This is a genomic window from Streptomyces sp. NPDC031474 (assembly GCF_055581185.1).
In genome coordinates this window covers 261,481-287,128 of the sequence record NZ_JBVIJX010000007.1, presented here as the reverse complement: position 1 = coordinate 287,128, position 25,648 = coordinate 261,481, and the positions used below count along the sequence as shown (strand labels likewise).

Here is a 25,648-nt window from a genome sequence, read left to right as displayed (position 1 = left end):
TGGTCCCGTCACGCTGTGTTGCGGGCAGTACCGGCGAAACGCCCCCGTCGCCGGTCGAGTGGTGCTTCTCTGGATGAGTGGGCGAGGCAGCGAGAGCGAAGATCCCGTCGGATTCAAGTCAGCTGGACCACCTTGTCACGGCGTACGACGGGGACGCCGGACTGCGGGATCGGCTGCGGCTCGGGGATGACTGGCCGCGTCGGTGGAGTTCGACGTGGCAGGTGGGCGCCGACGAGGTCTGCTGGCCGGTCCGGGACATGGCTCACGTACCGGTGATGTCGTCCCGGCCGATGCGGGGGTTCACGTGGCGGGCGAAGCAGCGGCACCGCCCGGGCCTGGAGGCGATGGCCTCAGCGGGCGGGAAGCATGGCTTCGAGTCGCTGAAGGAAGTGAGCCTGCTGGTCGCGCTGGACTTCTTGGGGGCATCGGAAGTGCTGTCGCAGCCGTTCCGGCTGGACTTCGAGCATGCGGGCGGGCATGCCTGGCACATCCCGGACTTCCTGGCCGTGATCGGCGGTGGGATGTGGTTGCTGGACGTCCGCCCGATGGAGCTGATCAAGGAAGAGGACGCGCTGAAGTTCGCGGCGGCCAGGGAAGTGGCGGCTGCTTGCGGCTGGCGGTACTCGGTGGTCGCGGGCTGGCGACCGCATGTCTGGAGCGTCCTTGACCATCTGTCCTCGCGCCGGCGGCCGGCGAGGGACCTTCTCGGTATGCGCGAGCAGCTGCTCACCGCTATCAGCGGGCAGCAGGGGCAAGCGATGACGTTCTCCGACCTGGCGGAGGCAACCAGCGTGCCTTCCGTTGGCCGGGCGAACATCGTCCGGCTGCTCTGGCACCGCGAGCTCGGCGTTGACCTGGGCAGTCCCTTGCGCCAAGGCTCACTGATCTGGGCGGTGTGATGGCAGCGAGGGGGTTCTTGCAGATCGCGCCGGGTAGGCGGGTCGCGCTCAATGGCGTCGAGTGGACGGTTGACGACGTCCACGGCCAACTCGGCCGGCTCGTCCTCGTGGATGACGACGGCCGCGCGGAGACCCGCTCGTTCCGTTGGCTCATCAACCATGCTGACCTCCGGCTTCTTCCGGCAGTCGAGTCAGGGCGGCCGCCGCCGGTCGCCCGGCAGCCAAGGACACTGGCCGACTTGACCAAGGACCAGTTAGAGCTGGTCCGGCTGCGGGCGGCGCACGTGCTGGAGGCTGAGACGGGGTTCCGGGAGGGCCACCCGGCTCGGGCCCTGCCGGGTGAGCCCCGGCCGGCCTACGACCCGGACCGCACGACGTTGACTCAGCGTCGGTACGCGAAGGCTGCGGAGATAGAGGCGATGCCCCGTCCGGAGGCGGTCCGGTGCGGTCTGCAGCACCTCAGCTACCGGACGCTAGTACGTCTGTCGGGACTGGCGGGCGACAGTCTCCTGCAGGCCTGCGCGGACGGGCGCTGGACGCGGCGACGCAGCGGGCACCGCACCATCACGAAGGAGGTCCGGGAGGCGATCTTCGCAGTAAAGGCCGAGTGCGGCCCACGCGCCCGCCTGAGCCAGGGTGCCAAGCACCGGTTGGTGCACCAATACATGCGTGAGCGGTTCCCGACGTTTCCCACTGAGAAGATCCCTTCCCGCTGGACGCTCGCGGCCGTCTGGAAGGAGTGGTTCGGACCCGGCGGAGCCCGGCCGCGTTACGGGCGGACGGCGGAGGCGGCCGCGGAGGCCGGGGTCTCCGGCCGGATGGTGGTCCACCGGCCGGGCCAGGTTCTGGTGCTGGACTCGACCCCGATGCCGGTGAAGCTGCGCGAGACCGTGTTCGGCGACGCGATCACCGCGACGCTGACCCTCACACTCGATCTCTACACGCACGGGCTGCCGGCCTTCCGGCTCACGCTCCAGTCCGACACCTCGGTCGACATCGCGATGCTGCTGCGGGACGTGATGCTGCCGCTTCCGATGCGGGACGGCTGGGGCGAGGACATGGAATGGCCCTACGCAGGGGTGCCGGCCGAGGTGATCGCCGAGTTCACCGGGCACCGGGTCGCCGCTCTGCCGTTCTTCGCCCCGGAGACGGTCACCACCGACCACGGGAGCCCCTACAAGAATCACGACCTGGTGGAAGCCGAAACGGAGATCGGCTGCCGGATCCTGCCTGCTCGCGTCCTGCGGCAGACCGACAAGTTCGCGGTCGAGCGTCAGTTCCTCACCATCCAGACCATGCTCTTCGAGCACCTGCTGGGATTCACCGGCGGTGACGTCGCGGACCGCGGGGCCGACCCGGAACGCGATGCGAGCCTCACGCTCGCGCAAGCCGAGCACATCATCGCGACCTGGATCGTCCAGATCTGGCAGAACCGTAAACTAGGTGAATACGCCCCGAGTTGGGCGCCGGGTGAAGACCACAGCCCCAACACCCTGTTCGCTGCCGCGATGGAACAGGGCGGCTTCGACCTGGACTTCCCCGAACCGAGCTTCTACTACAAGGTCCTGCGCAAACACCACGTGAAGATCCATCCTCGTCGCGGGGTGAAGATCCTCGGGCTCTGGTATCACCATCCAGTCTTCGACGAGCCGCGCTTCCAACAGCCCTCCGCCCGGGGCGGCAAACACGCGGGCAAGTGGGTTGTCCGCAGCGACCGGAGGGACCGTCGGCAGGTGTTCTTCCAGGACCCTGCCGACCACGAGACCTGGCACATTCTGCGCTGGAGAGGACTGCCGCCCGAAGGTGAGATCCCTGCGTTCTCGGACAAGACTGCCGACGCCCTGCTGACACGCGTGAGGGCGAACAAGATCAGGATCCATTCCGAGAGCGAGCTCCTGGAACATCTGCTCGGGATCCTCGGCTCGGTCACCCCAGTCGACCAATGGCCCAGCCAGGCCAAGAGGAAGGCCGGAAAGAAGCAGCGCGTCGCCCAAGCCCGCGAGATCACCCGCGCACAGGCTGCGGCCGCTGACCGCCCCGCCGCACCCGCCATCGCGGATGAGCCAGCTCCGGCTGAGATGCCCGCGGCCTGGACCGAGCACGCCCGCACGATCGACCATGCGGTCGACGCCGACCGCCGTCGACGACGCGAAGAAGCCCTCGCCGACGTCAAGCCCGTGGTCCCGGCAATGCTGCACGAGGCCCTGAACCGGCGTCCCATGTTTCGGCTTCCGCCCCCCGACGACTTGGAAGCCGATACACCTGTCCAGGAGGACGACACGTGACCCGAGCCGTCTCTCACGATGATCCGCTGGACGGTCTGCCTTCACGAGCCAGGATCGCCGAGCTGATCCTGGGCAGCCGCCCGCCCCTCGACACCTACGCCGGCTGGCAGCACTACCGCACCCACTACGACCTACTCGTCCCCGCTCCGACGATCTCCCCGCAGCAGTGGTCGATGCTCCCTGAGAGCCGCCAGTACGACTACGACCTCTACCGGGAGCTGACGAACGCGAACCTCCCGCTGCAGGACACCCCCATGCACGACAAGGTCGGCAAGCTGATCCGGCGCCGGTTGAGCGGCAACACGAGGAAGAAGAACGACCCGACCCGCGCCGGCGTCATGATCAGCGGCTGGGGCAACTACGGCAAGACCGCGTCTGTCTGCTCAGCCGGGGCGGTCTTCGAAAAGCAGTGGCTGGAACTCCACAGCCACCTCAACCCCCAGGCTCTGCCGGGCACCCGTGATCTCCACGCGCCGGTTGTCTATGTCTCGACCCCGGTGACGGCGACCCCGAGGAGCCTTTGCACGTCGATCTTGGGCTTCTTCCGGGCCCCGACCCGCAAGTCGGCCACGCTGCCGGAACTGGTGCGGCAGGTCGCCGACTCCCTTTATGACCATGGCGTCAAGGCTCTGATTCTGGACGACATCAGCCGGCTGCGGATGCACAGGGCCGACGACCAGGACGTCCTCGACCTGATGCGGGCCTTTATGAGCCTAGACGTCACTCTGATCCTGACCGGCGTCAACATCTCCGGCATCGGGCTGCTGCGTGAGGCTAAGTGGAACAAGAAGACCCGGCAGTGGGAGATGCCACAGCTGGAGTCGACCCGCATCCACGGTTTGGAAGTCACCCAGACGGAACACCGCTTCGAGCTCATCGAGATCGACCGGTTCCGCTACACCACCCCGAAACAGATCGCGGCCTTCGTCAATCATCTGAACGGAATCGAGAAGCACCTGCGGCTGATGAACGCGACGCAGGGCATGCTCACCGGCGGCGGCATGCCGGAGTACTTGATGCGTCGCACCGGCGGTGTCATCGGCCTGCTGGGACGCCTGCTCGAAGACGGCGCCCAGGAAGCCATGGAGTCCGGGAAGGAAATGATCGACGAGATGCTGCTGGACGAGATCGTGCTCCGGCGGGACGAGCCCGAGCAGCCGCCGGACGAGCCCGTCATCCCGGCCGCCCCGCGGACCGCCGTCAAGAAGGCCACGCAGGCGAAACGACCCCGGAACACCGTTTTCGATGACCCTGGTCCGGCTGCCCGCGCGGGCGCCTGACGGATGGAGCCGTGATGCATCCACTGCCCCGGAGTCTCGAACCGCTATCGGGAGAATCCCTGGTCAGCTATCTGCTTCGGCTCGGGCACCGTCTCGGCCTCTCGCCTCTGCGCCTGATCCGCGAAGCGGACTGGATCAAGCAAGACAGCAACCCAAATCACTTCCCCGGCAGTCTGTTGCTGGACCTTCCCAAGCCTCAGGCCGAAGCATTCGCCCGTCTCACGGGACAGACGGCCAGAGAAGTCTCCGCTCTGACGCTGGCGCAGTGGCGGGACCGCTATCCTCCGATCGCCCGGTCCCTGCCCAAACCAGGGCGCTTGATGAGACCAGACGCATGGCTCTATGTCGGCTCACCACGCTTCTGCCCCTCCTGTCTGGCAGGCGACGGCACTGCAGCCCAGCAACTGCACGGCGGGCCCTGGCTCAAGCTCTGGCACCTGCCCATCGTCTTCGCCTGCACAGAGCATCGGCTCTACCTTGAATCCGCATGCCCGCACTGCGGTCAGCCGCACGACACGCAAGGACCACTGGTCCAGCGAGCCAACGACCATACGCTGCATCCAGCGCAATGCAGGTGGACGGTCGACGCTCAGACGCCGAGGAGGAAGTCTTTCGCCTGCGCCGGCAGACTCGACCACCGCACCGCCCGGGCACGTGACCGGCCACAACCGACTGCGGACCTCCTCCGCTTCCAGAAATACCTCCGCGGCCGCCTGAAATCGCCCACTCGAACCACGGAGGCGTCCGAGTACTTCACCGATCTGCGGCTGGCCACCGCGCTGATCAGCACGGCATGGCCTCATAGCCGGGACCTCCTGGATACCGAGACCGCTGAGCGAATCGACTCCAATTCGCAGAAAATGCACGCCGATTCAGGCGGAAGGCGCAACCAACAAGTCCGCGACACGCCACCGCGCGACCCCGTTGCGTGCGGAGCTCTACTGATGGCCGCAGATCGCCTTCTTTCGAGAGACGACCTGCCTGACCTCCTGTCGGAGGTCACGCGCGCCGCCTTCGGTAGCCCTTCAAGCCTGACACCGTGGGCAGTTCTCTATGACAGGCACAAAAACGACTGCTCTGAGCGACTTCGGCAGGTCGCTGAGCCCGCGACCCGGGTGTTTCCCCGAGTCAGCGGCCGCGGGGGCACACGAGCACCGCTCCGAATCGGCTACCAAGCCGAGCACATTCCGGCGTTCCTGGAGCCGGACTGGTATCAGCGCTACTTGGCCAGCTGCGCGGGTTCGGCATCCAAGGCCGTGCGGAGGGCCGCCGCCGTCCGACTCGTCCAGTGGGCCATGGGCGGAGCGTACGACGACGCCGCGGAGTTCCTCGGGATCACACCCGTCCAGACCCACCTGCTCACTGGACGCGAGACTCGGCGCTCAGTGCGGGCAGGCTGCAACCCTCTTGAGCTCGACAGAGCCTTCCGCGCTCTTGCCTCAGAACTGCAATCACCACGTCAACCACCAGTTGACTACCGGCGCAGGCGACAAGCACTTCACGAGTGGGTACTCAGCATCGACGCCTGGAACGCCCTGGTCGGAGAACTCCCGCCCCCCCTCGGCCAGTTCCGCGCACTGACCAACGACCGGAAGCGTCAGGACGCCTCGGTGTTCATCTGGACGTTGGTCACGCGAGGCGAGCATCTTTTCGCTCCGCGCCCGCTCGAAGCCACGCAACCCACCGAAATCCAGCAACACTGGGCGGCACGGCGAAACACCGCATGGTTCCAGTACTCCCGCCCCGATCCGCTGCGCCACTACGCCGACCTGCGCCACGTTCTCTCCGAGTACGCGCAGCGACTCGCCCGGGACATCGACTCAGGCGCTCGCCCAACGTCGCTCGGCTAGTACTCCAGCAGGATTTCGCTGTCTGACCTGGTCTTTTCGCTGGGTAGCGGGAGTATAGCGGGACTTCGATCTTGCGGGGCGGTCTCACGGGGACCGCCCTCGATCGTGCGACAACGCCGCAGGAAGTGCATCTCATCCCTTCAGCCCACGGCCAGTCAGGGCATCAAGGAGTGCGATGGCCTCGCGGCGGCTCAGCAGCTCGTGGAAGCGCTCGTTGCGGAAGTTCCGCAGGCACGCGTAGCAGCTGCTCTCCGGGCCGCACTCGCAGGCCGCCACCCGGGCAAGCGCGGCAGAGACAACCGGTTCGAGCCGCTCGCCCATGGACACAGCGTTGCCCGCGCCCCCCGGAGTGGTGTCGAAGAGCAGCAGGGACGGCATGCCGTCGGTGCCGGTGTGAACCGTGCCGTCGATGTCGTCGCGGCTGATCTCCAGGCGCGCGGCGGCGCCTTCGAGCAGTGCGTACAAGCCGGAGCGCAGACGGGCCGGGGTGGCGGTCAGGGCTGTGAGCGGGTCCAGATGGATCTGGAGGAAGTCGGTCTGGTACCGGTGAGCGAGGGAGACGACCCGGAGAGGGCCCGTGCACTGGGTGTCCTTCAGCAGGTGCGGGTGGCCGCCGCGCAAAGGCCCGGCCTGAGCGTGCGGACGGCCCCAGCCGCACCAGTCGCAGATCTGGTATCCGGCACCGGCCGGTCCCTCGGAGACGACCACCATCTCTCCCCGAGTGCCCGCCGACCAGAGCGTGGTGTGGCCGGAGACGAAGGTGATCGCGCCTTCCTGGAGGTCGGCGGTGTCGGTGGACATGTGGACGTCGCCGTACCAGGACCGTCGTGGCGGGGTCTGCCCCGGGCGGCGCTGTGGTCCGCGCGCAGCGACGAAACCGTAGACCGGTTCGACGTACCGGCGTTGCGCGGCCGCGGACTGCGTGCCGCAGGCGGCGCAGACGGGGTCCACGGGTTCGGTGGCCTCCCGGTAGCGGCCGCAGGCCGCGCACACGGCGTAGTGGCGGCTGACCAGTTCGCGGTCCGGCAGCCGGTAGACGCCGGCGGACGCCCACAGGTGGCCGCCCGCCACGATCTCGGCCCCCGGGGCGTACTCGTGGACGGCGGCGCTCAGGTCACGGGTGAGTTCGAGTTGCCCCGAGACGGCGCCACCCTCCTGGGGGATGCGCAGTTCGACGGTGTCCACGGGGAAGCCGTACTTGGGCAGCACGTTGCGGTTGGCGAGGACGCCGAGCAGTTCGCGTTGGGTGAGGTTACGGATGACCTTCTCGTACATCTCCGCCTGCCGGTACTTGCGGGCGACCGCCGCTTGGTCGCGGCGTTCGCTGTACGAGGTGACGTCCTGGTCGAGGATCTGCTGCGCGGCCCGCAGGAGCCGGTCCAGTTCGGCGACCCAGTCGCCGGAGTCGATGCCGATCTCTTTCTGGACCTGGTCGGGGAGAACCCGGCGCAGGGAGGCCATGACGCTGTCCGGAACGGGGGTCAGCCAGTCGCGCACCGTGTGGGCGGCGATCTCGCCGGTGGTGTCGTCGGGAAGGAAGAACTCTCCCGCCTTGCGCCAGATCCGGCCCCGCTCGTCCTTCATGGCACGAAAGAAGGCGGCGAGCGCGATGGAGTGGGCGTGGCGGCGGTCGATCCGGACGTTGTCGACGGGGACGATCGGGGCCCGTACCTCTCCGGCGATCATCCGCTCGGGCTCCGCGAACCGGGCAAGGTCGTGGGGCCGCCGCTGCGCGTAGGTGAGGACCAGCGCGGCCGAGTCGGCGCGGCGGCCGGCGCGGCCAGCACGCTGGACGTAGTTGGCGGTGGAGGGCGGCATGTTGCGCAGAACGACGGCCTGGAGTTCACCGACGTCGACGCCGAGTTCGAAGGTGGTGGAGCAGGACAGGGCGTTGACCTGCCCTCGGACGAACTCCCCCTGGATCTCGGCGGCCTTCTCCCCGGTCCACTGCGCGGTGTGCTCCTGGGCGCGCAGAGGAACGGGGTCGAAGGTCAAGTAGAGGCGCCGCAGGTGCTCGTCCGTCTCGGGCGACGGCTTGAAGTCCTCCAGGCATCCTGTGCAGCGCAGCGTCGGGCACACACCGCGCACGGACAGCGCGGTGATGCGGCGGCAGCGGTCGCAGGCGTACAGCCGACCGCTGTCCGCCGTCACCGGTCGCAACCGCAGCCAGGCGTGGTCGAGTCGGCGGACGACGCCGATCCCCGGTTGGCTTTCGGACGGCAGCCAGTCGGCGAGGTGGCCTGTCGTGAGGTCGGTCCACAGGCGGTTCAGGACATCGAGGGCGGTGGCCCGTCGTTCGCCCTGGTGGCCGAGGGCGTCGAGTACGCGTACGAGGTAGTCGACGCGTCGGTTCGAGGCGCTCGCGGCGCTGGGCAGCCAGCTGATCACCCTGCGCTTGGCCTCGGAGCCCTGGGAGCGGACCCAGATGGGCCCCTTGCGCGGGGCGAACGCCTCGTCGCCCGCGTCGACGTCCTCGGGCATGGTGAGCGCGCCCTGGTTGCGCAGGGTGCGCAGGAGTTCCTGCAGCAGCAGCCATGCCTCGTCGTCCGTGAGGCCGAGTGAGGTGAGGGCGGCGGGCGGCTGCCAGAACGGCTCGCGGTCGATATCGATGCGGAGCAGGCCTAGGCCTTCGAGTGACTGGCGGTCGTCGAGGCTGAGCACTTCCTGCATCACCCACAGGGCCACTTCGCGCTGCTTGGCCTGGCGGGAGTCGTTGCGGCGGAAGACTCCGGCGCGGTCGGCGGCGCGGATGGTGTGGGCGACGAGGTCGTCGATGTGCAGGGGCTCGTCGGGGGCGGGGCAGCCCTGCCGGACGGCCTGGGTGATCAGGCGCCGGTGTTGGATGCGGGTGTAGGAGTCCTCCAGGTAGGGCGCGAAGTACGCGGCGGCCTGCCGGCTGTCGCTGAAGAACAGCAGCTTGCGGCCCTGTCCGGGCAGTGCGGCGGCCGGGCCGTCGGTCACCGGAGGCAGCGCCTGGTAGAGGGCGGTGCTGAGGACGGCGGCCGAAGCCTCGTTGCCCGCCTCGAACAGGCGGATCATGCCGTGACCGCGCGCTCCGCAGGCGAGGCATGCGGCCGGGGTCCCCTCGTGGGTGTCGAGCTGGTGGACGCGGCGCAGTTCGGTGCCACCGCATCCGGGAGCGGTGCAGGATGCCGTGGCCGCGGGGTGCACGGCCGCACAGCGTGTGCACAGTCTGCGTTCCTTGAGGCCGCCCTTGGCACTGTCGCCGAGTGTCTCGTCGTCCTCGTCGGCACCGGTGTCCGAGCCGTCCCCGTCGAGGAGCAGCCAGGTGTGGGGGCTGTCGGGAGACTTGCGGTGCGTGAGGCGGGCTTGTGCCCCCTTGCCGGTGAAGGTGCCGTGCAGGTGTACGGCACCGCAGCGGCGGCAGGCGCCCAGCTCGAAGGAGGGGCGGGCACACCGCGCGCAGGTCTCGTGGCGGGCCAGGTCGAGGTGGGGACCTGCCGGGTCGAGGCAGGTGAAGGCGCCTTCCGTGGCGCGTGCGAAGAGGTGGTAGCGGGCGGAGAGCACGGGAGCGCCGTCGGTGTCGGTCACCTGGCTGGCGAGTTGGATGAGCGCGGTGACCGCCGCAGGTCCGACGGGGTCACCGGGGAAGACGTCGCGGGCGATCTCGTTCACGGGCCGGGGCCCGTCGGCGAGGGCCCGGCGCAGAGCCGCGGTTCCGGTCTCGGCTGCGAGGGCGGTGGCCGCGGTCGTGCCGGCGGGCAGGCCGTGCATGCGCGCGGCCGACACGATCTCCGGTTCGGGGTCGGCGGTCGTGGCCAGGCGCAGGTACTCGGTGGTCGGCAGCGGCCCCCAGTGCGGGCCGTCGGGTGTGGCGACCCGGGTCGCGGTGACCAGGTCCTGGGCGGCCGGGTCGCTCGCGTCCCAGCGGAAGGGGACGTCGAAGAGGGCCTGGGCGAAGGCGGTGACGGCAGCCGGGTTCTCCTCCGCGCCGACGGTTGCACTGGTGGCGATGGCCTGGATCTCCCGCCCCCACCCCACACGGTCCTTCAAGCGGCGCAGCAGCATGGCGAGTTCCGCGCCGCGCGCTCCGTCGTAGACGTGGGCCTCGTCGACGACGACGAACCGCCAGGAACCCGCCTGCTCTCCCTCGAAGAGGTCCATGTCCTGGGGGCGGAGCAGCAGGTACTCCAGCATGGCGTAGTTGGTGAGGAGGATGTGGGGCGGTGTCGCGCGCATCTCGCGTCGGCTGAGCAGTTCGTTGGGCAGGCGCGGTTCGCCGGGGTTGAGCTGCTCGAAGGTGTCGGCGGCGCGCTGCGGATCATCCTTGGTGTCGCCGGTGTAGCGGCCGAAGGTGATGTGGGGGGTGTCGGCGAGCAGTCGGCGCAGTCGCTTCATCTGGTCGTTGGCCAGGGCGTTCATCGGGTAGAGCAGCAGGGCGCGGACGCCGGGTCCGAGGGTGCCGCAGGCGTGTTCGGTGGCGAGGGCGTTGAGGACGGGCAGGAGGAAGCTCTCAGTCTTGCCGGAGCCGGTGCCGGTGGCCACGACGAGGTTGTGTCCGGCGACGGCCTTGCGCAGCGCCTGTTCCTGGTGCCGGTACAGGGGACGGTCGGCGGGCAGTGCGGGGCCGGTCAGCTGCCGGAACGCGGAGTCGAGTACGCCCTCTGCGACGAGCTCGTTCAGGGTGGCGCCCGGCGCGTAGGCGGGGGTGGCCTCCAGCAGGGGCCCCTTGGTGAGCAGCGGGCTGGTGTCGATGGCGTGGGCGAGGGCCTCGGCCAGGCGGGGCTCGCGCAGGGGCAGCAGGGAACGCAGGTAGCGGCGGTAGGTGTCGCTGATCATGGTGGAGGTGGCGAGCGGGTCAAGGCTGGGCACGGGTTGGCTCCGATGTGACGGTTGGCTTCGGACGAGCGGTGGGGCGGTACCGCTGCGGGACGGGCTGGACGCGAACCGGTGGTCAGCCGGTGCTGTGCACGGCCTCTGCGGTGACCAGGCATTCCGCGAGGGCGATGTCGACGGCGGTGAGATCCGGTGCGTGGGAGGCGACGGGCGTCCACAGGTGGCGAAGCCCCCGTTCCAGACCGGCGGCACGGGCGTCACCGGCGGCGGCGAGCCTCGCGATCAGCGCGCATCCCAGAGACAGTTGAGGGACCCGCATCCAGGCTTCGCCCGGCCCGTGCAACTGGCCTGGGTCCCGTCCACGGAATGCCTGGGCCAGGTCGGGGTGTCCGTCGTCCAGGAAGATCGATACGGCGTCCAGGCCGTCGCGGAACTCCTCACGCGTGGCGTGGTACTGCAGGTCCCTGCGGGCACGGAACGCCTGCCAGGCCGCGTCGGCACGGGTGTCGGGGTCCAGAAGGCCGCGCGGGACGACACGGGCACTGCGCCATACGGCCTGTTGCTGGAGTTCGGGGAGCTGGTCGAGGGCACGGGTCTGGGCGTCGAACCGGCCGACCGTGCGGCTCGGGTCCGCGTGCCCGGCTAGCAACGCCATGGCGGCGTCGCCCAGGAACTGGCTCACTTCGCCGAGGAGTTCCTCCTCCTCCTGGTACAACTCGCCGACGTCATAGGCGAGGTCACCGGAGAGATACGGCAGCAACGGGGCCGTGAGCAGCAGCGCGCACAAGGGCGCCTGCCGCCAGACGTGACGTACTGCGGCCGGGTCCGCCACCTCCCGTATCCGCAGGGCGGCAAGACCGCTGCCCGCGAGCACGGAGGCGAGTTCGCCGGAGCGCAGCGCGCTGTCGGCCGCTCCCGTGAGGGCGGTGGGCCCGGCGTCCGCGAGGGCGCTGCGGCATTCCGCCGGTGCCGTCTCTCTGGCTCCGCACGCCTGCAGGTCACGTCCGCGGGCGGCCACGATCCACTGGTAGGGGATCGCGTCGGTGCCACGCGGCAGCTCGCCGCGTCCGGCCAGGTACTCCGAGACCCCGGCGCCGGTTCCGTGGCCGGCGGCGGAGGTCCATTGGGCCCGGCGCAGCACGAGGGTGTCACGGTCCCGGAGGCGGGGCCATCCGGGAGTGGGGGGTGTGGGGGCGCCCGCGTTCAGGTGCACGATCAGGGGGCCGAGCGACCGCCAGGCCGAGGGCAGCGGGATACGGTCGCTCTGGTCGACCGTGGCTGTCAACGGCTGCTCCCACGGGGCGAAGACCGCGTACAGGCGGGCGGTCAGTTCGCCGGGGTGGCGCAGGCCCCGCAGCAGGAGTCCGCCGCCGTCCGGTACGACGTCCTCCGCGATGGGCTGGGTTCGCACGGTCCCGACATGGATGCTCTCCCCCGCGACCAGCAGCCGTATCTCGGCTTTCACGCAGTCGCGCACGGTGTCCATCAAGGCAGCCAGTGAGTACCGGAGGTCTCCTCTGCGCGTGCGAGTGCGACGTTCCGGACGCAGCGTGTGCAGGGTCGTCCCCTCGACGACCAGTGCCAGCAAGGGGGTCACCGCCACAGCCTGTTCCGGCAGACGGACGGTCAGGGCGCTCTCTCCGGCCAGGTCCGCCGCGTCGATGTCGAGCGGCCTGATGTACCAGGTCAGAGGCCTGCCGCCGAGTTCGAGGCGGACCTCGGAGTGCGGGATGCGCACCTCGACGGCGAACTGACGGACCCCGTCGTCCAGCACCAGTCTCTTGGCGATCTCGTACGGAGAGAACGCGACGGCGTGCGCGGAGGCGGTGACCGGTCCGCCGGTGCCGAGGGTCAGCCGGGCGGGGGCCAGGCCTCCGTGCGGGGCGAGCAGACGCCACTCGGCGGTCGGTTCGGCCGTGAGGCCCTCGGCGAGGAAGGCCGCCAGTCTGCGCCTGCGCCGGGAGCCGACGCGGTGGACGAGGATCTCGTACGGTCCCAGAAGCGGGCGGGGTACGTCCTTCCAGGGGTCGAGGAGCACCCCGGGGGAGCCGGTGTGACCGGCGAGAGGCTCCTCGTGGCCGGGGCGGCGCACGTCGGCCTGCCAGAGTCGCGCGTCCGGCTCGCCGGCGCGCCGCGGGAGCCGGAGAGCGGGCGGACGGTGCCACACGGGTGCCCCGTCGTCGCCCGTGATCCAGGGCAGCGTCGCACCGCCCTCCCAGCCGAGCGGCCGTCCGGCGGCGACGTCCAGCCAGCTTCCCGGGACCGCGGCGGAGGCCCGCACCCGCGTCACCCCGGTCAGCGAAACCCTGCTCAGGGTCCAGCCGTTCCAGCCGTACGGGGTGGGCAGTTCCACGACGCCGAAGTCGGTGCCCTCGGTCTGCAGGGCGCCCGCGTGCAGGAGGCTGATCTCGGCGGCGGGCAGGGGCTCGTCCGGGGTGATGCGGTGGCCGTCGGCGTCGAAGGCCAGCAGGGCGGCATCCGGGTCCACGACGGCCGAGAGATGGGTGGTTCCCGTCGGATCCGTCGCCTCGACACGGCGCACGGGGCCAGGCAGCACCCAGTAGGGCGGCTGGACCGCGAACACCTCACCGTCGGCGGACAGTTGCCAGTCCCCCGCGTCCGGCTCGCCGGGCAGGGTCAGCAGCACGCTGCCCGCGCCGGGGCCGAGACGGAGCTCGGGGGGAGGGGCAGGCATGCGAGACGGGGCGACCGAATCGTCCACCGCGGTCGGGGCGCGCCATGTCCAGCCCAGCGAGCGGGCGGCCTCGTGCGCGGCGCGGCTCCACTCGCCGGCACTCTCCGGGGCGGCTCCGTGTGACCCCAGGTCGGGGCGCGCCGCGAGCACGCGCGCGTGTGCTTCGGCCACCAGACGCGGCAGTTCCGGACCGTCGGCCAGGGCCACGGTGTGGACCGCGCAGGCGGGCCAGCGTGTGAACACTGTGTCGCGCGGGAGGTCGGAGTGGTCCGCGAGCAGCCGGTACGCCACCAGCGCCTCCAGGACGAGCGCGGTCCGTACGGCGGCGTCCGGCTCTACTCCGCCAGCGGACGGCTCCCCCACCTCGCGCCAGGCCCGCTCGCAGTCGTCCAGCAGCTGCGTGGGATCAACCAGCATGTCCCGCCCCTCCCCGCCTCGGACGTACGCGATCTCGCCCGGGACCGACCATCGTTGTACGTTCTACCATTCCTTCACATAAGGAGCATGGGGAGTCCGCAGGTGAACGGTGCGCTCTCCACCCAGGCGTAACTGATTGTCAGTGGCGGGTGGTGCAATGCGAGAAGGCTCGTCGCACCGCTGTAGGGCACATGGGGGGCACGCTGATGACGACGGACATCGAGGCCGGGGCACAGGCCGTGCTGCATGAGGCGCTGGTGACTGCTGCGGGGCCACAGCGAGCCCTGACTCCGGTGGCCTTGCGGGGACTGCTGGTCGGCGCGGATCCCACGGTGGTGGCCGAGGTGCTGAGCCGGGTGATGGCGGAGGGGGTCGCACTGCCTCCGGCCGCGGTGGCCGCGTTCGGTCTGCAAGGCGGTTCCGCAGCCCCGACCGCGCCAGAACTTCCCGCAACCACAGAGACGTTGAGCGACACGCAGAGTGAACTCCGGGTTCCAGCGGGGCCGAAGCCGGAACCACGCAGACCGCCGCGCTTCACTCTTGAGCTGCATCAGGACAGCAGGCTGGACCTTTCCGCGTTGACCGTTCGAGCGCTCCGTCTCGACGTTTCACCCGCGTCCCGGCCGCCGCTGTGGGCCGAGAAGCCATACGAGATGCTCGTCGATCCTGCGGCTGCACCTGCCAACCCGCCTTCGCCGAGCCTCCGCCTCGAGCCCACCGCCGAGGCCCCGCTGGAAGACGCCTCCCCACAGCAGCCTGTGTTCGACTCTCTGAAGCACTACCGCAAGGAGATCGGCAGGTTCCCGCTGCTCTCCCGGCAGCAGGAGGCGGAGCTGGCGAGAGCCATCGAGGCGGGAGTGCTGGCATGGGACAAGCTGGATGAGGGCGGCAGGAAGCTGGCCCCCAGGCTGCGCCGCGAACTCCAGGAGATCACGCGGCGCGGGGAACAGGCCTTCACGGAGTTCGCCGAAGCGAATCTCCGGCTGGTGATGAGCATCGCCGCCAAGTACACCGGGCGCGGTCTGGACCTCCTGGACCTGGTCCAGGAGGGCAACCTCGGGATGGTCCACGCCATCGAGATGTTCGACCACCGCAAGGGCTTCAAGTTCTCGACGTACGCCGTGCCATGGATCCGTCAGGCGGTAACGCGCGCGATAGCCGATCAGAGCCGCACCATCCGGCTCCCTGTGCACGCGCATGACACCGTCACCGCGCTCCACCGGGCCGCCCGCGACCTGGCACTGAACTCGCCCCACGACGACCTTCCCGCAGTCGCCGCGCGCGTGGGGACACCGGTGGACGAGGCACGAGCCCTGTTGTCGCGGGTTCGCACCACGGTCCCCCTGGAGGCACTGACCGAGGCGATCGGCGACGAGCTGCTGCACGAGGAGTTCGACCGTACGACGCGGGAAGCACGGAGCCTCGAAGACGAACCGGACTATCTGGGACTGGCGTCGGACGAGGTGCTTCTCCTACTCGACCACCTGTCCCCGCGCGAGGCTCGGGTCCTCGCACTGCGCCACGGTGTGGTCGACGGCGGCCACGGCCTGACCCTCGATGCCATCGGCCGGCAGCTCGGGGTCACCAGGGAACGGGTGCGCCAGATCGAGAAGCAGGCCACCGGGGTGCTGCGCGACCTGGTCGTCGCCTATGGGATGTCCCGCTCCGTTCTCCCGGCGCGACCCGCCGAGCCGCGCCGCACCCGCCCCGCATGGGTGAAGACCGCGCCCACGGCATCAAAGTCCACGTGCCTTCCCGAGGCCGCAGCTTCTTCCGAGTCCGCTGTCCCGCTGGTTTTCACCAGCAAGCGACACCGCGTGAGCTCCTCCGGGCACATCACGGTCGAGGGCCAAGCGATCAGCGTCGGAGCCGCTCTGAGAGGGGTAACAGTCGTGGTGCTGGTGGAGGAGGAACTGCTCCGGGTCATCCACGACGGCCGCCAGCTCACCACCGCGCCCCGGCAGCGCATCGGTCCCGGTGGCAAGACCGACGGAGCGGAGGCCTGAGCCGAGGCCGTCACTTCAAGGTGCCGGTCCACCCATCGAGGAACTCGCTGGCCCGCCCGCTGTACGACACATACAGCGCCTCCCGCGCCCGGGTACAGGCCACGAACAGCAGGCATCGCTCGGCGGCCAGGTCGGTGGTGTGCTGGATGCGGTCCACCTCGGCCGGGGTGACGGCCGGCGCGAACGGGAAGGCGGAGCGGGTGACCCCGGCGACGGCGACGCACCGGTACTCCAGGCCCTTCATGCTGTGCAGCGTCGACACCCGTACCCCGACCGCGCTCTCCGGTTCCCCGTCCCGCACCCGCACCACGGGGATGCCGGCCGCGGCGAGGCGGTCGCCGAGCTTGCCTGCCAGGGTGTTGAAGCGGGCGCAGACGGCGATGTCCGAGGGGGCGACACCGGCGTCCATCCAGTCGCGCACCCGGCGCACGACGGCGTCGGCCTCCTCGTTCTCACTCCCGTGCCCTTCGCACACGGGCTGTGCGCCGTGCAGCAGCGAGCGGTATCCGGTGAGGGCGTCGTGGGCGTCGCCGGTCAGGTCGGCGACGGGCTCGCTGTCGAGCAGGCCGCGGGCCCAGCGCAGGATCTCCTCGGTGGAGCGGTAGTTGACGCGCAGTCGTCCGCTGCGTCCCGCGACGGAGATGCCGAGGGAGCGCAGCGAGACCCGGGCGTCGTAGATCCGCTGGTGCGGGTCGCCGGTGACGAACAGGTCGTCGGAGCCTTCGGCCGCCAGGACGCGCAGCAGGCGCCATTGCGCCGGGTGCAGGTCCTGCGCCTCGTCCACGACGACATGGTCGTACGCCGGTCCCGCACCCGGCTTGTCGCGCAGCAGCCGGGTGGCCTCGGCGCAGACCTGGAGCCAGGTGTGCGCCCGGTCACGGGTCAGGCCGTCCTCGAACAGGGTCACGGCCTGCCAGACGCGCCGCCGCTGGGTCTGCCCGAGCGCGCTGCCGCGTCCACGCCGTTCGCACGCCAGGTACTCCTCCTCGCCCCGCAGGTCCTGGGCGAGGACCACGTGCCGGTACTCCTGGGACAGGAACGCCTCGTTCCACGACAGTTCGAGGCGGCGGGCCACGCGCTGCCAGCGGGTGCGCTCGTCCCGGTCGCCGAGCGCGGTCCCCGGGTTGCCGCGCAGTTGCCGTACGACGCGGTGGGCGACGGCGTCGACGGTGGTGACGTCGACACGGGCGAGCAGCGCCGGGTCGTGGTCGAGCAGCAGGGCGAGGCTGCTCTGCAGGGAGCGGGCCAGGGCTCCGGTGTAGGTGGTGAGGAGGACGCGCGTGTCGGGTGCCCGGTCCAGGAGGTGCTTGACCCGGTGCAGGGCGACGACCGTCTTTCCGGTGCCGGGGCCGCCGGTGATCTGGGCGGGTCCGGCATAGCCGGGCCGGTAGGCGATGCGCCGCTGGGTGGGGTGGAGAAAGATCCGCCAGGCGGCGAAGGGCTTGGTCAGGATGTCGGCGAGTTCGTCGGGGCCGGTGACGAGCGCGATGCGGCTGCGGGTGCGGGTGACGGCGGCGGCCAGGTCGTCCCCGGCGGTGTCCTCCCCCGCCGCGCTCTGGGCGACGGTCGTCTTCTGGCGTACGGCGACGAGGTCCCGGTAGATGTCGTCCGGGTCGAGGCCCTCGGCGAGCAGCCACAGCGCCTCGTACTGGTCCTCCGGCATCAGCGACCCGAACGCCTCCAACTGCGCCTTGCCCGTGACGGTGCGTGCGGCGCGCAGGGTGACGTCGTCGACGCCGAGGTGCCGCAGGACGGTGTCCGACCAGGGGGCGAACAGGAGTTGGGGGGCCGCGGCGGCCTCCTGAGCGAAGAGCGGGGTGATCTGCTCCATGGCGGTCAGGTCGCGTACTTCGAGGCAGCGGGTCACGGAGTTGACCGTGTAGAGCCGTCGGCGGGCCCAGGAGTAGGCCTTGTCGTGGGGGACGACGTGGACGAAGACGAAGACGTCGCTGCCGTCGTCGGGCGCGAGCAGCACGATCCGCAGCCCGTCGTCGACGCGGATGGTCCGCATCCGCGGGTCACGCGAGCTGACCACCGACTCCAGGTGCAGCCCCTTGTCCGCGTGGAGTTGCGGGACCGTCAACTGCTGGAACTTGGCCATCGCCTTGTGAACGCGGGCGCGGGCCGGTTTGTCCAGCCGGTCGACGCCCTCCCAGAACGTGTTGGTGATCGCGATCTGCGGCATGTTCCCCACCCTCCGACAACACCGACCGACAGAGTATCTGTTGACTCAGTTCACGAAAACCTTCATGATTCGTCGCAGGAGTTGCGGACGACACAGGGGCATCGCGAGCGCGGGGGTTGTTGGGGAGATGACACTGCTGGAACCGGATACGGACGGCCAACTCGCCCTGGAAGACGACTGCGTGGACCTCTTCGATCTGGCCGGCGACCCTCTGGACGCGGCCGTGGCCCGGCTGAAGGCGGGCGTGAAGCCGACCGCCGAGGACATCGCCCTGCTCACCGAGGCGGCCCGCACCGCGCAGCGCGCTTTCGAGGAGGTCGGCGCGGCGAACGACGTACTGGACGACGCCTCGGACCTGGGCGAGGACCTGACGACCGCACTCGCGGAGACCCTGCGGCGCCGGGCCCGGGCCGAGGTCCCGGCACTGCTCGGCGCCCTGCGGGCCCAGGCGGCGCGTGTCGAGCGCTCTGAGGCCGTCCGTACGATCGCCAACCGCATCCTCGGCAACGGCGGACCGGACGAGCCGGCCGCCCTGGACTCCGTCCCCGCTCTCACCGCCGACCTGCTGCCACGCGTGCCGTCCGTGTACGACGACGAGGAGGAGCCGGGCGCGAGCCTCGCCGACCTGTGGGAGCGTCAGGAACGCCTGGAGCGAGTTCAGGACCGGGTGCGCGGGGAGCGGGTGGAGCACGTCGCGGTGCACCTGGTCGCACTCGCGGAACGGCTCGTTGACCGAGCCTTCGTGGACGCCCGGTTCACCCGGGCGGCACTGGACGAGATGGAGCGGGGCTACGCGCTGTGGTGTGCGTGCCTGGACGAGGGCTGAAGCGCCCCTGACTGTCAGCGGGAAGCCCTAAGGTCCTTCCCACGCGCTACGACCGGACCGATCACCGAGGGGGACGCCGTGCAGGCGAAGGAGACGCTGTTCGCCGATCTCGTCCAGGGCAGGGCACAGCAGTTCCAGGTGCCGCTCTATCAGCGGACGTACTCCTGGACGGAGAAGCAGCTCAGACAGCTGTGGACCGACATCCTGGAGCAGGCCGAGCTGCTGGAGTCCGGGGAGAAGGCGAGCACACACTTCCTGGGATCCGTGGTGCTCGCGCCGTCGCCGCAGAACGAGGCGACGTTCCCCCGCTGGCTCGTCGTCGACGGTCAGCAGCGGCTGACCACGCTGTCGCTCGCCCTGGCCGCGATCCGCGACCACATAGCGGACGGCGAGCCGGACGAGGCCGAGCGCATCGACGAGGAATACCTCATCAACAAGCGCAAGAACGGCAGCGATCGCTTCCGGCTGCTGCCGACCCAGGCTGACCGGGCGCAGTTCGCGGCATACGTTCGCGGGCCGCTCTCGGAGCAGGCCGCCGACGGAGCCGTCGCCGCCGCCTACGGCTTCTTCCGCCGCAAGCTCGTCGAGGCCGCCGATCCGGCCGCCCCACAGGACGTGCTTCGCATCGAGGAGGCCATCACCTCCCGGCTCACGCTGGTGGCGGTGACAGCCGAGCGCGCGGACAACGTGCACCGCATCTTCGAGTCCCTCAACAACACCGGCCTCAAGCTGAGCCAGGCCGACCTGCTGCGCAACTACCTGTTCATGCGGCTGCCCACCCGCGGTGAGCGCATTTACGAGACCTACTGGCTTCCGCTGCAGGACAGTCTGAGCAACGACGAGCTGGAACAGCTCATGTGGTTGCAGCTGGTGCTCGACGGAGACGACCGGGTCCGCCGCCAGGACCTCTACGCTGCTCAGCAGCAGCGCTTCGAGCGGGGTGAGGTCAGCGAGGCGGAGATCGAGGCGTACATCAAGGAGTTGTACCGGCGCGGCGCCCTCTTCCGTCGGCTGCTCCACCCCGAGGAGGAGGCGAACGAAGCGGTTCGCGCCCATTTGCACCGGCTGGACACCTGGCAGGCCCAGGTCACCTATCCCGCGCTGATGCTGCTGCTCGACCGGCGTCAGCGCGGGGAGCTGAACTCTGCGGACACGGCCCGCGCGATGTCGTACATCGAGAGCTTCCTGGTGCGCCGGATGATGTGCCGGGTGCCGACGAATAACCTCAACAGGATTTTCCAGGCAGTGCCTGGGCAGCTCCCGCTGGACGTGGCTGTCGCCGACGGGCTGCACCAGCTCCTCTCCGCAGAGAACCGCTTCTGGCCCGATGACGACGAGCTGCGCGAGAAGGTCCGGACGGCGCCCTTCTATAAGTTCGGCCGCGGGCACCAGCGCAAGATGGTGCTCCAGCGGCTGGAGGAAAGCTACGAGCATCCCGAACCGGTCGACTTCGCCACTGCGCAGCTCACCATCGAGCATGTCATGCCGCAGTCGCCGGGCGACGAGTGGCTCCGGATGCTGAGCGAGGACGTGGTCGACGGCGAGAGCGCGGAGGACCTGCACTCCCGGCTTCAGCACACGCTTGGGAACCTGACGCTCACCGCGGTCAACTCGGAGCTGTCCAATCACCCATTCGAGCGCAAGCAGGGCCTGCTCCAGGGCAGCCATCTGGAGATGAACCGCCGCATCGCCACCACAGAGCGGTGGGGCGCGGACGAGATCCACGCCCGTGCCGACGAACTCGCCGACCGCGCGATCGCGCTGTGGCCGGCCCCGCTGCGCGGAGTCGGCCGAGCGGAGCGGAGCCGGGACTGGAACCTGGCCCACCAGGTGCTCGCCGCGCTCCCCCACGGCACCTGGACGTCCTACGGCGATCTCGCGGCGTTCATCGGCTCTGGCGCCCAAGCCGTGGGCAATCATCTGGCTAATACGCCAGGGGTGGCCAACGCGTACCGGGTGCTCACCTCCGAGGGCAAGGTCTCCGACGGCTTCCGCTGGGCGCCTCAGGACGCGGGAGGAGACGTCCGCGCCCGGCTGAGCGACGACGGCGTGCGCTTCACGGCCGGCGGGGCAGCCGATCCGGCGCAGCGCCTCTCCGCCGACGAGCTTGCGTCGCTGGTCAGCGAAGCCGACGACCCGGCCGACAGCGAGGAGGACACTGCGCAGAGCGCCCCGGAGAGCCAGGGTGAGGAGACGGACGCCGACTCGTTCTACCTGCAGCTCGTGGCGGAGAACTCCCCCGAGAGGCGGTTCTTCCGTGAGCTCGCGGAGGACAATTCGCCGGGGACGGTGGAGGCGGTGCGCGGCCTCCTCGCACGCTGGGAAGAAATCGGCGGCACCGTGTACCACCCCGGCGGCACGAAGGCCAGCGGCAGCGGTGCGGCACTCACCCTGGAGGAGGCGGGCGCCCCAGACAGTGCGATCTCACCGATGGGCTTCACCCCTGGCTGCGGACTGGGCGGCACAGCCTATCTCAACTTCCAGTGGCTGTCGGTAACGGAGCAGTTCGCCCGCCCCGCACTGCGTGCCGAATTCCTCCGGCTTCTCAACGAGCTTGAAGGTGTCGACCTTCAGGAGAGAGAGCCGGGCCGGGGACCGGCCCCCAGCTTCCCGCTGTCCGTTCTGGAGAAGGATCGCAATCGAGAGCTGCTCGTCGAGGCTCTGATGTGGGTCCGGGACCGCTGGGAAAGCCGGGACAGGGTCTGAGTCGGGGACCCAGGGGCACCAGTCGATCGTCACAAATCGAAGAGCGTCCCTGGCGGTCCGCCCCTCGCCAAGGGGCGCGAGCGAGGGCCAAGCCCCTCACCTCGGTCGCGCCCGCCTCCCGCAACAGGCGGGCAACGGCCTGCATCTGCTGACCGGTGGTGAACAGGTCGTCGAACAGCAGGACGGTGCGGTCCTGTACGCGCCGCTCGATGCGGATGGCCTTGGCCTGGGCGGCGGACGCGAGGCGTTTGCCGCGTCGCGCCCAGTTGCCTCAGGGCGACGAGTCCTCGGCCGCCGGGCCAACGGCCTCATCGTGCCGCAGAGCGGGCTGTTCCGGCCGTCCCCGGAAGGCGGCTCCCTTGGCTGTCCGCGATTCGACGCGTTCCACGATGCGGTCGATGACCCGTTGAGGGTCCTTCCACTTCAGCGCCAGCCGGTCGTGGTCCATCCCGTGTTCGGAGACGATGTCCCGCAATTGTTCGAGGCCGAGCTCGCTCAGGCTCGAACGGAGTCCCGTCTCGCCGGATTCGGCGAGCACCGCGAACGGGTCGATCACTCCCGGAGCTCGTCGGCTACGCCTCGGGCGTTCTGCCGGCCGAGGTACGGTCTGCGCATCGGGAGGCGTCAGCGCCTTGGCCAGTGCTCGGGCGAAGCGTGTCGTGCGTGCGGCTTCGGACGCCACCACGCCGAGGACACGTGCGAGCGTCGCCGCGAGCTCCGGGTCGGAGGCGCCGAGCTTGGTCAGGGCTTCTTCGGCCTCCCGCACCTGGGCATTCAGGAGACCGTTGTCGTCGGGCCGACTGTCGCTCTGCTCGGTCACGCCTTCTCCTCGACCAGTTCGATGAACTCCTGCGTCATGCCACGGAAAGCGTCGAACCCGCCCTGGTAGCCGTACTTCTGCCGCAGGGTACCGCGACCGACGAACTCCGCCGAACCGGCGATGTCGTTCTTCTCGGGGATGAAGGTCGGCAGCACGGCGGGGAGCTTCTTGTCGCCCTGAAGTCGCCTGACGGTGTTCCAGTGGACCGTCGAATTGGCCTTGTATTTCGTGATGACGATGCCGATCTCCTTGATGGTCTCCCCCAGGTCGTCCGCGAAGGCCCGCACCCGCCGCTGGATCTGAGGGATGCCGTAGGTGGACAGTACGTCGGGAATGGTAGGGATGATGTATCCCTCGGAGATGCGCAGACCGTTCAAAGTGACGATGCCGAGGTTGGGAGGGCAGTCAACGAGGACGTAGTCATAGTCATCAATGATCTTCCGGATCGCCTTGCGCAGGAGGTCGGTGGGGTTGTTGGCGTGGAAACGCCCCCTGGGCATGGACGCCAGGCGGTCCTGGACGTCGATGAGGTCCAGCGAAGAAGGCAGGAGGTCCACCTTCGTCACCGCATCCACCGAAGAGACATTCCGCTGGAGAGTCTTCTCCAGGTCGAACTCCAGAGGCTCGTCCTCGGGCCGGAGGGCATCCTTGAACAGGGTCGCCAGGGTGTATCCCTCGTCGTTGAGCTCCTCCCACTTCTCCTCCCCGATCAGGACCGTGGTCAGATTGGTCTGCGGGTCGAGATCGACCACCAGGACCCGCTTGCGGAACTCCACGGAGAGGAACTCCGCGAGTCCGGCCGTGGTGGTGGTCTTCCCGACTCCGCCCTTCAGATTGATGGTCGAGATGACATGGGCTTTGGGTGCCATGTGCTTCTTCCTCCGTTTGAGGTAGCGCTGAATCTGACTCGCCCGGAAAACCGGACCGCTCCGCAGGTCCGCGACGGGAGCGGGGAAGTGTTGGTCGCGGGCGCGCCAATTCGCTACGACCGTCCGGCCGACCCCCGCCATCTCCGCCACTTCGAACAGTCCGACGAGTTGGTCTTCCGCCTCGGGCGTGCCTGCCATGACATCTCCCCGTGAACGGCCTTCACGATTACCCGTTAAGCGTGAAGGCCGTTCACAACCACCGTCAATCCCCAACTCCGTTGGTTGGGAGCACAGTTGAGCTCACGCGCCCCCCTTGCGCGCGGGTTTGCGCCGGGCGTACTCCGCCCACACCGTCTTCCCTCCAGGGTGGTGGGGCTCGCAGCCCCAGGCGTCTGCGAGCGAGGCGACGAGGAGCAGACCGCGTCCGGACTCGCCGTCCGCGTCAGGCGTCGGTGCGGGGAGACGGTCGCCTCGGGCGTCCGTGACCTCGATGCGCAGGGTGCCGGACGTGAGGGTCAGGGCGAGGCGGGCGTGGCGACCCCGTACGCGGCCGTGCAGGGCGGCGTTCGCGGTGAGTTCCGCGATGAGGAGGGAGGCCGTGGCCGCGTCCTCGTCGCCGGCCGCGACCTCCGGACAGTCCCGCTGGTCGGCGAGCCAGCGTTCGGCGGCATGGCGGGCGGTGTGGGCGCCGTGTCTGCTGGTGGGGAACGTGAGGCGGAAGTGGTGGGTGGTGGCGGTCGGTTCACCGGTGACGGTGACGGTTTGCTGGATCACCTCACCGAGAGTGACGGAGTGCTTCTACTGTGTGGAGGGTGCGGGGCGGTACGGAGGGTGACTGTCCCGGGGCGGAGGGCGGGATGTACGGGCGTACGGCCGTGACCTGGCCGGCGTTCGGCGGTTCGCCCCTGGTGCGACGGAAGTGGGCGGTGGTACGGGATGGCGGCACAGGCGGGCGGTTCGGGGGTTCCCACCGGCGGCGAGGCGGACGGTACGGACGAGGTGGCCGACCTGTTCCGGGCGCTCGGGCGGCAGATCAAGGTCGCGCGGGTACGGGCCGGGATGAGCCAGAAGGAGCTGGGTGACCGGCTCGGGTACGGGGAGGAGACCATCTCGTCCGTGGAGCGGGGGCGGCGGACGCCTCAGCCCGAACTGCTGGTCGCGGTGGATGAGTTGCTGGAGTGCGGGGGGCTGCTGGCTTCGGCTGCGGAGGATGTGGAGCGGGCAAGGGCAAGGAGGAGGGTTCGGCATCCGGAGTGGTTTCGGGATTATGCGCGGTTGGAGCGGGACGCGGTTGAGATCAACTTCTACAACAACCATGACATTCCCGGCCTGCTGCAAACCGAGCGGCGAACCCGCGCCCTGTACGAGATGCGTAAGCCGCTGCTGGATGAGGAGACGATCGAGCACCGGGTGATCTCTCGGATGAGCCGTCAGGAGATCTTGACCAGTTGGCCTCCGCCCATGATCAGCGCCGTCGTCGAGGAGACCGTGTTGCGGCGCCCTCTCGGCGGGCAAGAAGTCCACGGGGAGCAGCTGGAGCAGCTGCTCAAACTCGGGCGACTGCGCAATGTGGAGCTGCAAGTGATGCCGACCGACCGCAGCGAGCACGCGGGGATGGGCGGTGCGTTCGTACTCCTCACGCCCAAGGGGAAAGCACAGTTGGCATACACCGAGGCACAGAACTCCAGCCGGTTGATCACGGACCCGGAGGAAGTCCGTATCCTGGCCGCACGGTACGGCAGCATCAGGGGACAAGCGCTCACCATGCGCGAGTCCCTTTCCCTGATCGAGAACTTGCTGGGGGAACGATGAACACTGCGGAACCCGCGCGACTTGTTTGGTTCAAGAGCAGCTACAGCGGCAACGAGGGCGGCGAATGCCTGGAGGTCGCCGCCGATGGGACCGCCGTCCGCGTGCGGGACTCCAAGGAACGGGGCGACGGTCCGCGACTCGCGTTCACGCGGGGCGCGTGGGCCGGGTTCGTCGCGGACCTCGGGCGGGACGGGCTCTGAC

General features: G+C 69.5%; 15 protein-coding genes and 1 pseudogene. 9 read left to right on the top strand and 7 right to left on the bottom strand.

From position 1 onward, the window contains the following. Nucleotides 1–221: 221 nt before the first annotated feature. From ACZ5SK_RS16510 to ACZ5SK_RS16495, 4 genes are read left to right on the top strand one after another with little or no spacing between them, the layout of a single operon-like run. Nucleotides 222–899, top strand: a complete 678-nt coding sequence (locus tag ACZ5SK_RS16510; protein ID WP_468576206.1) for a TnsA-like heteromeric transposase endonuclease subunit — start codon at nucleotides 222–224, stop codon at nucleotides 897–899. After that, nucleotides 899–3,184, top strand: coding sequence for a transposase (locus ACZ5SK_RS16505; RefSeq protein WP_468576205.1), 2,286 nt, complete (start codon nucleotides 899–901; stop codon nucleotides 3,182–3,184). The genes ACZ5SK_RS16510 and ACZ5SK_RS16505 overlap by 1 nt, the downstream gene beginning before the upstream one ends. Beyond that, nucleotides 3,181–4,464: a TniB family NTP-binding protein gene (locus tag ACZ5SK_RS16500; RefSeq protein ID WP_468576203.1), complete on the top strand. Its 1,284-nt coding sequence runs from the start codon at nucleotides 3,181–3,183 to the stop codon at nucleotides 4,462–4,464. The genes ACZ5SK_RS16505 and ACZ5SK_RS16500 overlap by 4 nt, the downstream gene beginning before the upstream one ends. A gap of 14 nt (nucleotides 4,465–4,478) precedes the next feature. After that, nucleotides 4,479–6,314 carry a TniQ family protein gene (locus ACZ5SK_RS16495; protein WP_468576202.1) on the top strand — a complete coding sequence of 612 codons (1,836 nt, stop codon included), beginning with the start codon at nucleotides 4,479–4,481 and terminating at the stop codon, nucleotides 6,312–6,314. Nucleotides 6,315–6,446: 132 nt separating this feature from the next. Here the strand turns inward: ACZ5SK_RS16495 and ACZ5SK_RS16490 are convergent, their stop codons facing one another. Beyond that, nucleotides 6,447–11,147: a DEAD/DEAH box helicase gene (locus ACZ5SK_RS16490; protein ID WP_468576201.1), complete on the bottom strand. Its 4,701-nt coding sequence runs from the start codon at nucleotides 11,145–11,147 to the stop codon at nucleotides 6,447–6,449. Between the two features lie 82 nt (nucleotides 11,148–11,229). Further along, a complete protein-coding gene (locus ACZ5SK_RS16485; protein WP_468576199.1) occupies nucleotides 11,230–14,223 on the bottom strand; it encodes a hypothetical protein in 2,994 nt (997 codons plus the stop codon). Between the two features lie 206 nt (nucleotides 14,224–14,429). Between ACZ5SK_RS16485 and ACZ5SK_RS16480 the strand changes: the two genes are divergently transcribed. Continuing rightward, entirely contained in the window at nucleotides 14,430–16,229 is a 1,800-nt protein-coding gene (locus ACZ5SK_RS16480; RefSeq protein ID WP_468576198.1) for a sigma-70 family RNA polymerase sigma factor, read from the top strand. Between the two features lie 10 nt (nucleotides 16,230–16,239). Here the strand turns inward: ACZ5SK_RS16480 and ACZ5SK_RS16475 are convergent, their stop codons facing one another. Further along, complete coding sequence (locus tag ACZ5SK_RS16475) at nucleotides 16,240–18,414, bottom strand: UvrD-helicase domain-containing protein (protein WP_468576196.1); 2,175 nt, start codon at nucleotides 18,412–18,414, stop codon at nucleotides 16,240–16,242. 127 nt (nucleotides 18,415–18,541) lie between these two features. Between ACZ5SK_RS16475 and ACZ5SK_RS16470 the strand changes: the two genes are divergently transcribed. Together ACZ5SK_RS16470 and ACZ5SK_RS16465 are read left to right on the top strand one after the other, a co-directional pair. Beyond that, nucleotides 18,542–19,240 (top strand): hypothetical protein, encoded by a 699-nt coding sequence (locus tag ACZ5SK_RS16470; protein ID WP_468576195.1) that lies wholly within the window; start codon nucleotides 18,542–18,544, stop codon nucleotides 19,238–19,240. A gap of 78 nt (nucleotides 19,241–19,318) precedes the next feature. Then, the gene (locus ACZ5SK_RS16465) at nucleotides 19,319–21,946 is read left to right on the top strand and encodes a GmrSD restriction endonuclease domain-containing protein (RefSeq protein WP_468576194.1); all 2,628 of its coding nucleotides are present in this window, start codon (nucleotides 19,319–19,321) and stop codon (nucleotides 21,944–21,946) included. An 82-nt stretch (nucleotides 21,947–22,028) separates the two neighbouring features. On the opposite strand, the pseudogene ACZ5SK_RS16460 reads toward ACZ5SK_RS16465, so the two are convergent. The 4 genes and pseudogenes from ACZ5SK_RS16460 to ACZ5SK_RS16445 all read right to left on the bottom strand — a co-directional run. Continuing rightward, nucleotides 22,029–22,157: pseudogene (locus tag ACZ5SK_RS16460) on the bottom strand (phosphoribosyltransferase family protein); the annotation flags it as partial. A 60-nt stretch (nucleotides 22,158–22,217) separates the two neighbouring features. Next, complete coding sequence (locus ACZ5SK_RS16455) at nucleotides 22,218–22,766, bottom strand: hypothetical protein (RefSeq protein WP_468576193.1); 549 nt, start codon at nucleotides 22,764–22,766, stop codon at nucleotides 22,218–22,220. Then, entirely contained in the window at nucleotides 22,763–23,635 is an 873-nt protein-coding gene (locus tag ACZ5SK_RS16450) for a ParA family protein (protein ID WP_468576191.1), read from the bottom strand. Before ACZ5SK_RS16450 ends, ACZ5SK_RS16455 begins: the two co-directional genes overlap by 4 nt. 300 nt (nucleotides 23,636–23,935) lie before the next feature. Next, the gene (locus ACZ5SK_RS16445; RefSeq protein WP_468576189.1) at nucleotides 23,936–24,409 is read right to left on the bottom strand and encodes an ATP-binding protein; all 474 of its coding nucleotides are present in this window, start codon (nucleotides 24,407–24,409) and stop codon (nucleotides 23,936–23,938) included. Nucleotides 24,410–24,571: 162 nt separating this feature from the next. On the opposite strand from ACZ5SK_RS16445, the gene ACZ5SK_RS16440 reads away from it, so the two are divergent. Further along, a complete protein-coding gene (locus tag ACZ5SK_RS16440; RefSeq protein WP_468576187.1) occupies nucleotides 24,572–25,447 on the top strand; it encodes a helix-turn-helix domain-containing protein in 876 nt (291 codons plus the stop codon). Then, nucleotides 25,444–25,647 carry a DUF397 domain-containing protein gene (locus ACZ5SK_RS16435; protein WP_468576186.1) on the top strand — a complete coding sequence of 68 codons (204 nt, stop codon included), beginning with the start codon at nucleotides 25,444–25,446 and terminating at the stop codon, nucleotides 25,645–25,647. Before ACZ5SK_RS16440 ends, ACZ5SK_RS16435 begins: the two co-directional genes overlap by 4 nt. Nucleotide 25,648: the final 1 nt, after the last annotated feature.

What these genes read in the sequence shown, in the direction of transcription:
- ACZ5SK_RS16505 (WP_468576205.1), top strand. Translation starts at nt 899, where the DNA reads ATGGCAGCGAGGGGGTTCTTGCAGATCGCGCCGGGTAGGCGGGTCGCG.
- ACZ5SK_RS16495 (WP_468576202.1), top strand. Translation starts at nt 4,479, where the DNA reads ATGCATCCACTGCCCCGGAGTCTCGAACCGCTATCGGGAGAATCCCTG.
- ACZ5SK_RS16485 (WP_468576199.1), bottom strand. Translation starts at nt 14,223, where the DNA reads ATGCTGGTTGATCCCACGCAGCTGCTGGACGACTGCGAGCGGGCCTGG.
- ACZ5SK_RS16480 (WP_468576198.1), top strand. Translation starts at nt 14,430, where the DNA reads ATGACGACGGACATCGAGGCCGGGGCACAGGCCGTGCTGCATGAGGCG.
- ACZ5SK_RS16475 (WP_468576196.1), bottom strand. Translation starts at nt 18,414, where the DNA reads ATGCCGCAGATCGCGATCACCAACACGTTCTGGGAGGGCGTCGACCGG.
- ACZ5SK_RS16470 (WP_468576195.1), top strand. Translation starts at nt 18,542, where the DNA reads ATGACACTGCTGGAACCGGATACGGACGGCCAACTCGCCCTGGAAGAC.
- ACZ5SK_RS16450 (WP_468576191.1), bottom strand. Translation starts at nt 23,635, where the DNA reads ATGGCACCCAAAGCCCATGTCATCTCGACCATCAATCTGAAGGGCGGA.
- ACZ5SK_RS16440 (WP_468576187.1), top strand. Translation starts at nt 24,572, where the DNA reads ATGGCGGCACAGGCGGGCGGTTCGGGGGTTCCCACCGGCGGCGAGGCG.
- ACZ5SK_RS16435 (WP_468576186.1), top strand. Translation starts at nt 25,444, where the DNA reads ATGAACACTGCGGAACCCGCGCGACTTGTTTGGTTCAAGAGCAGCTAC.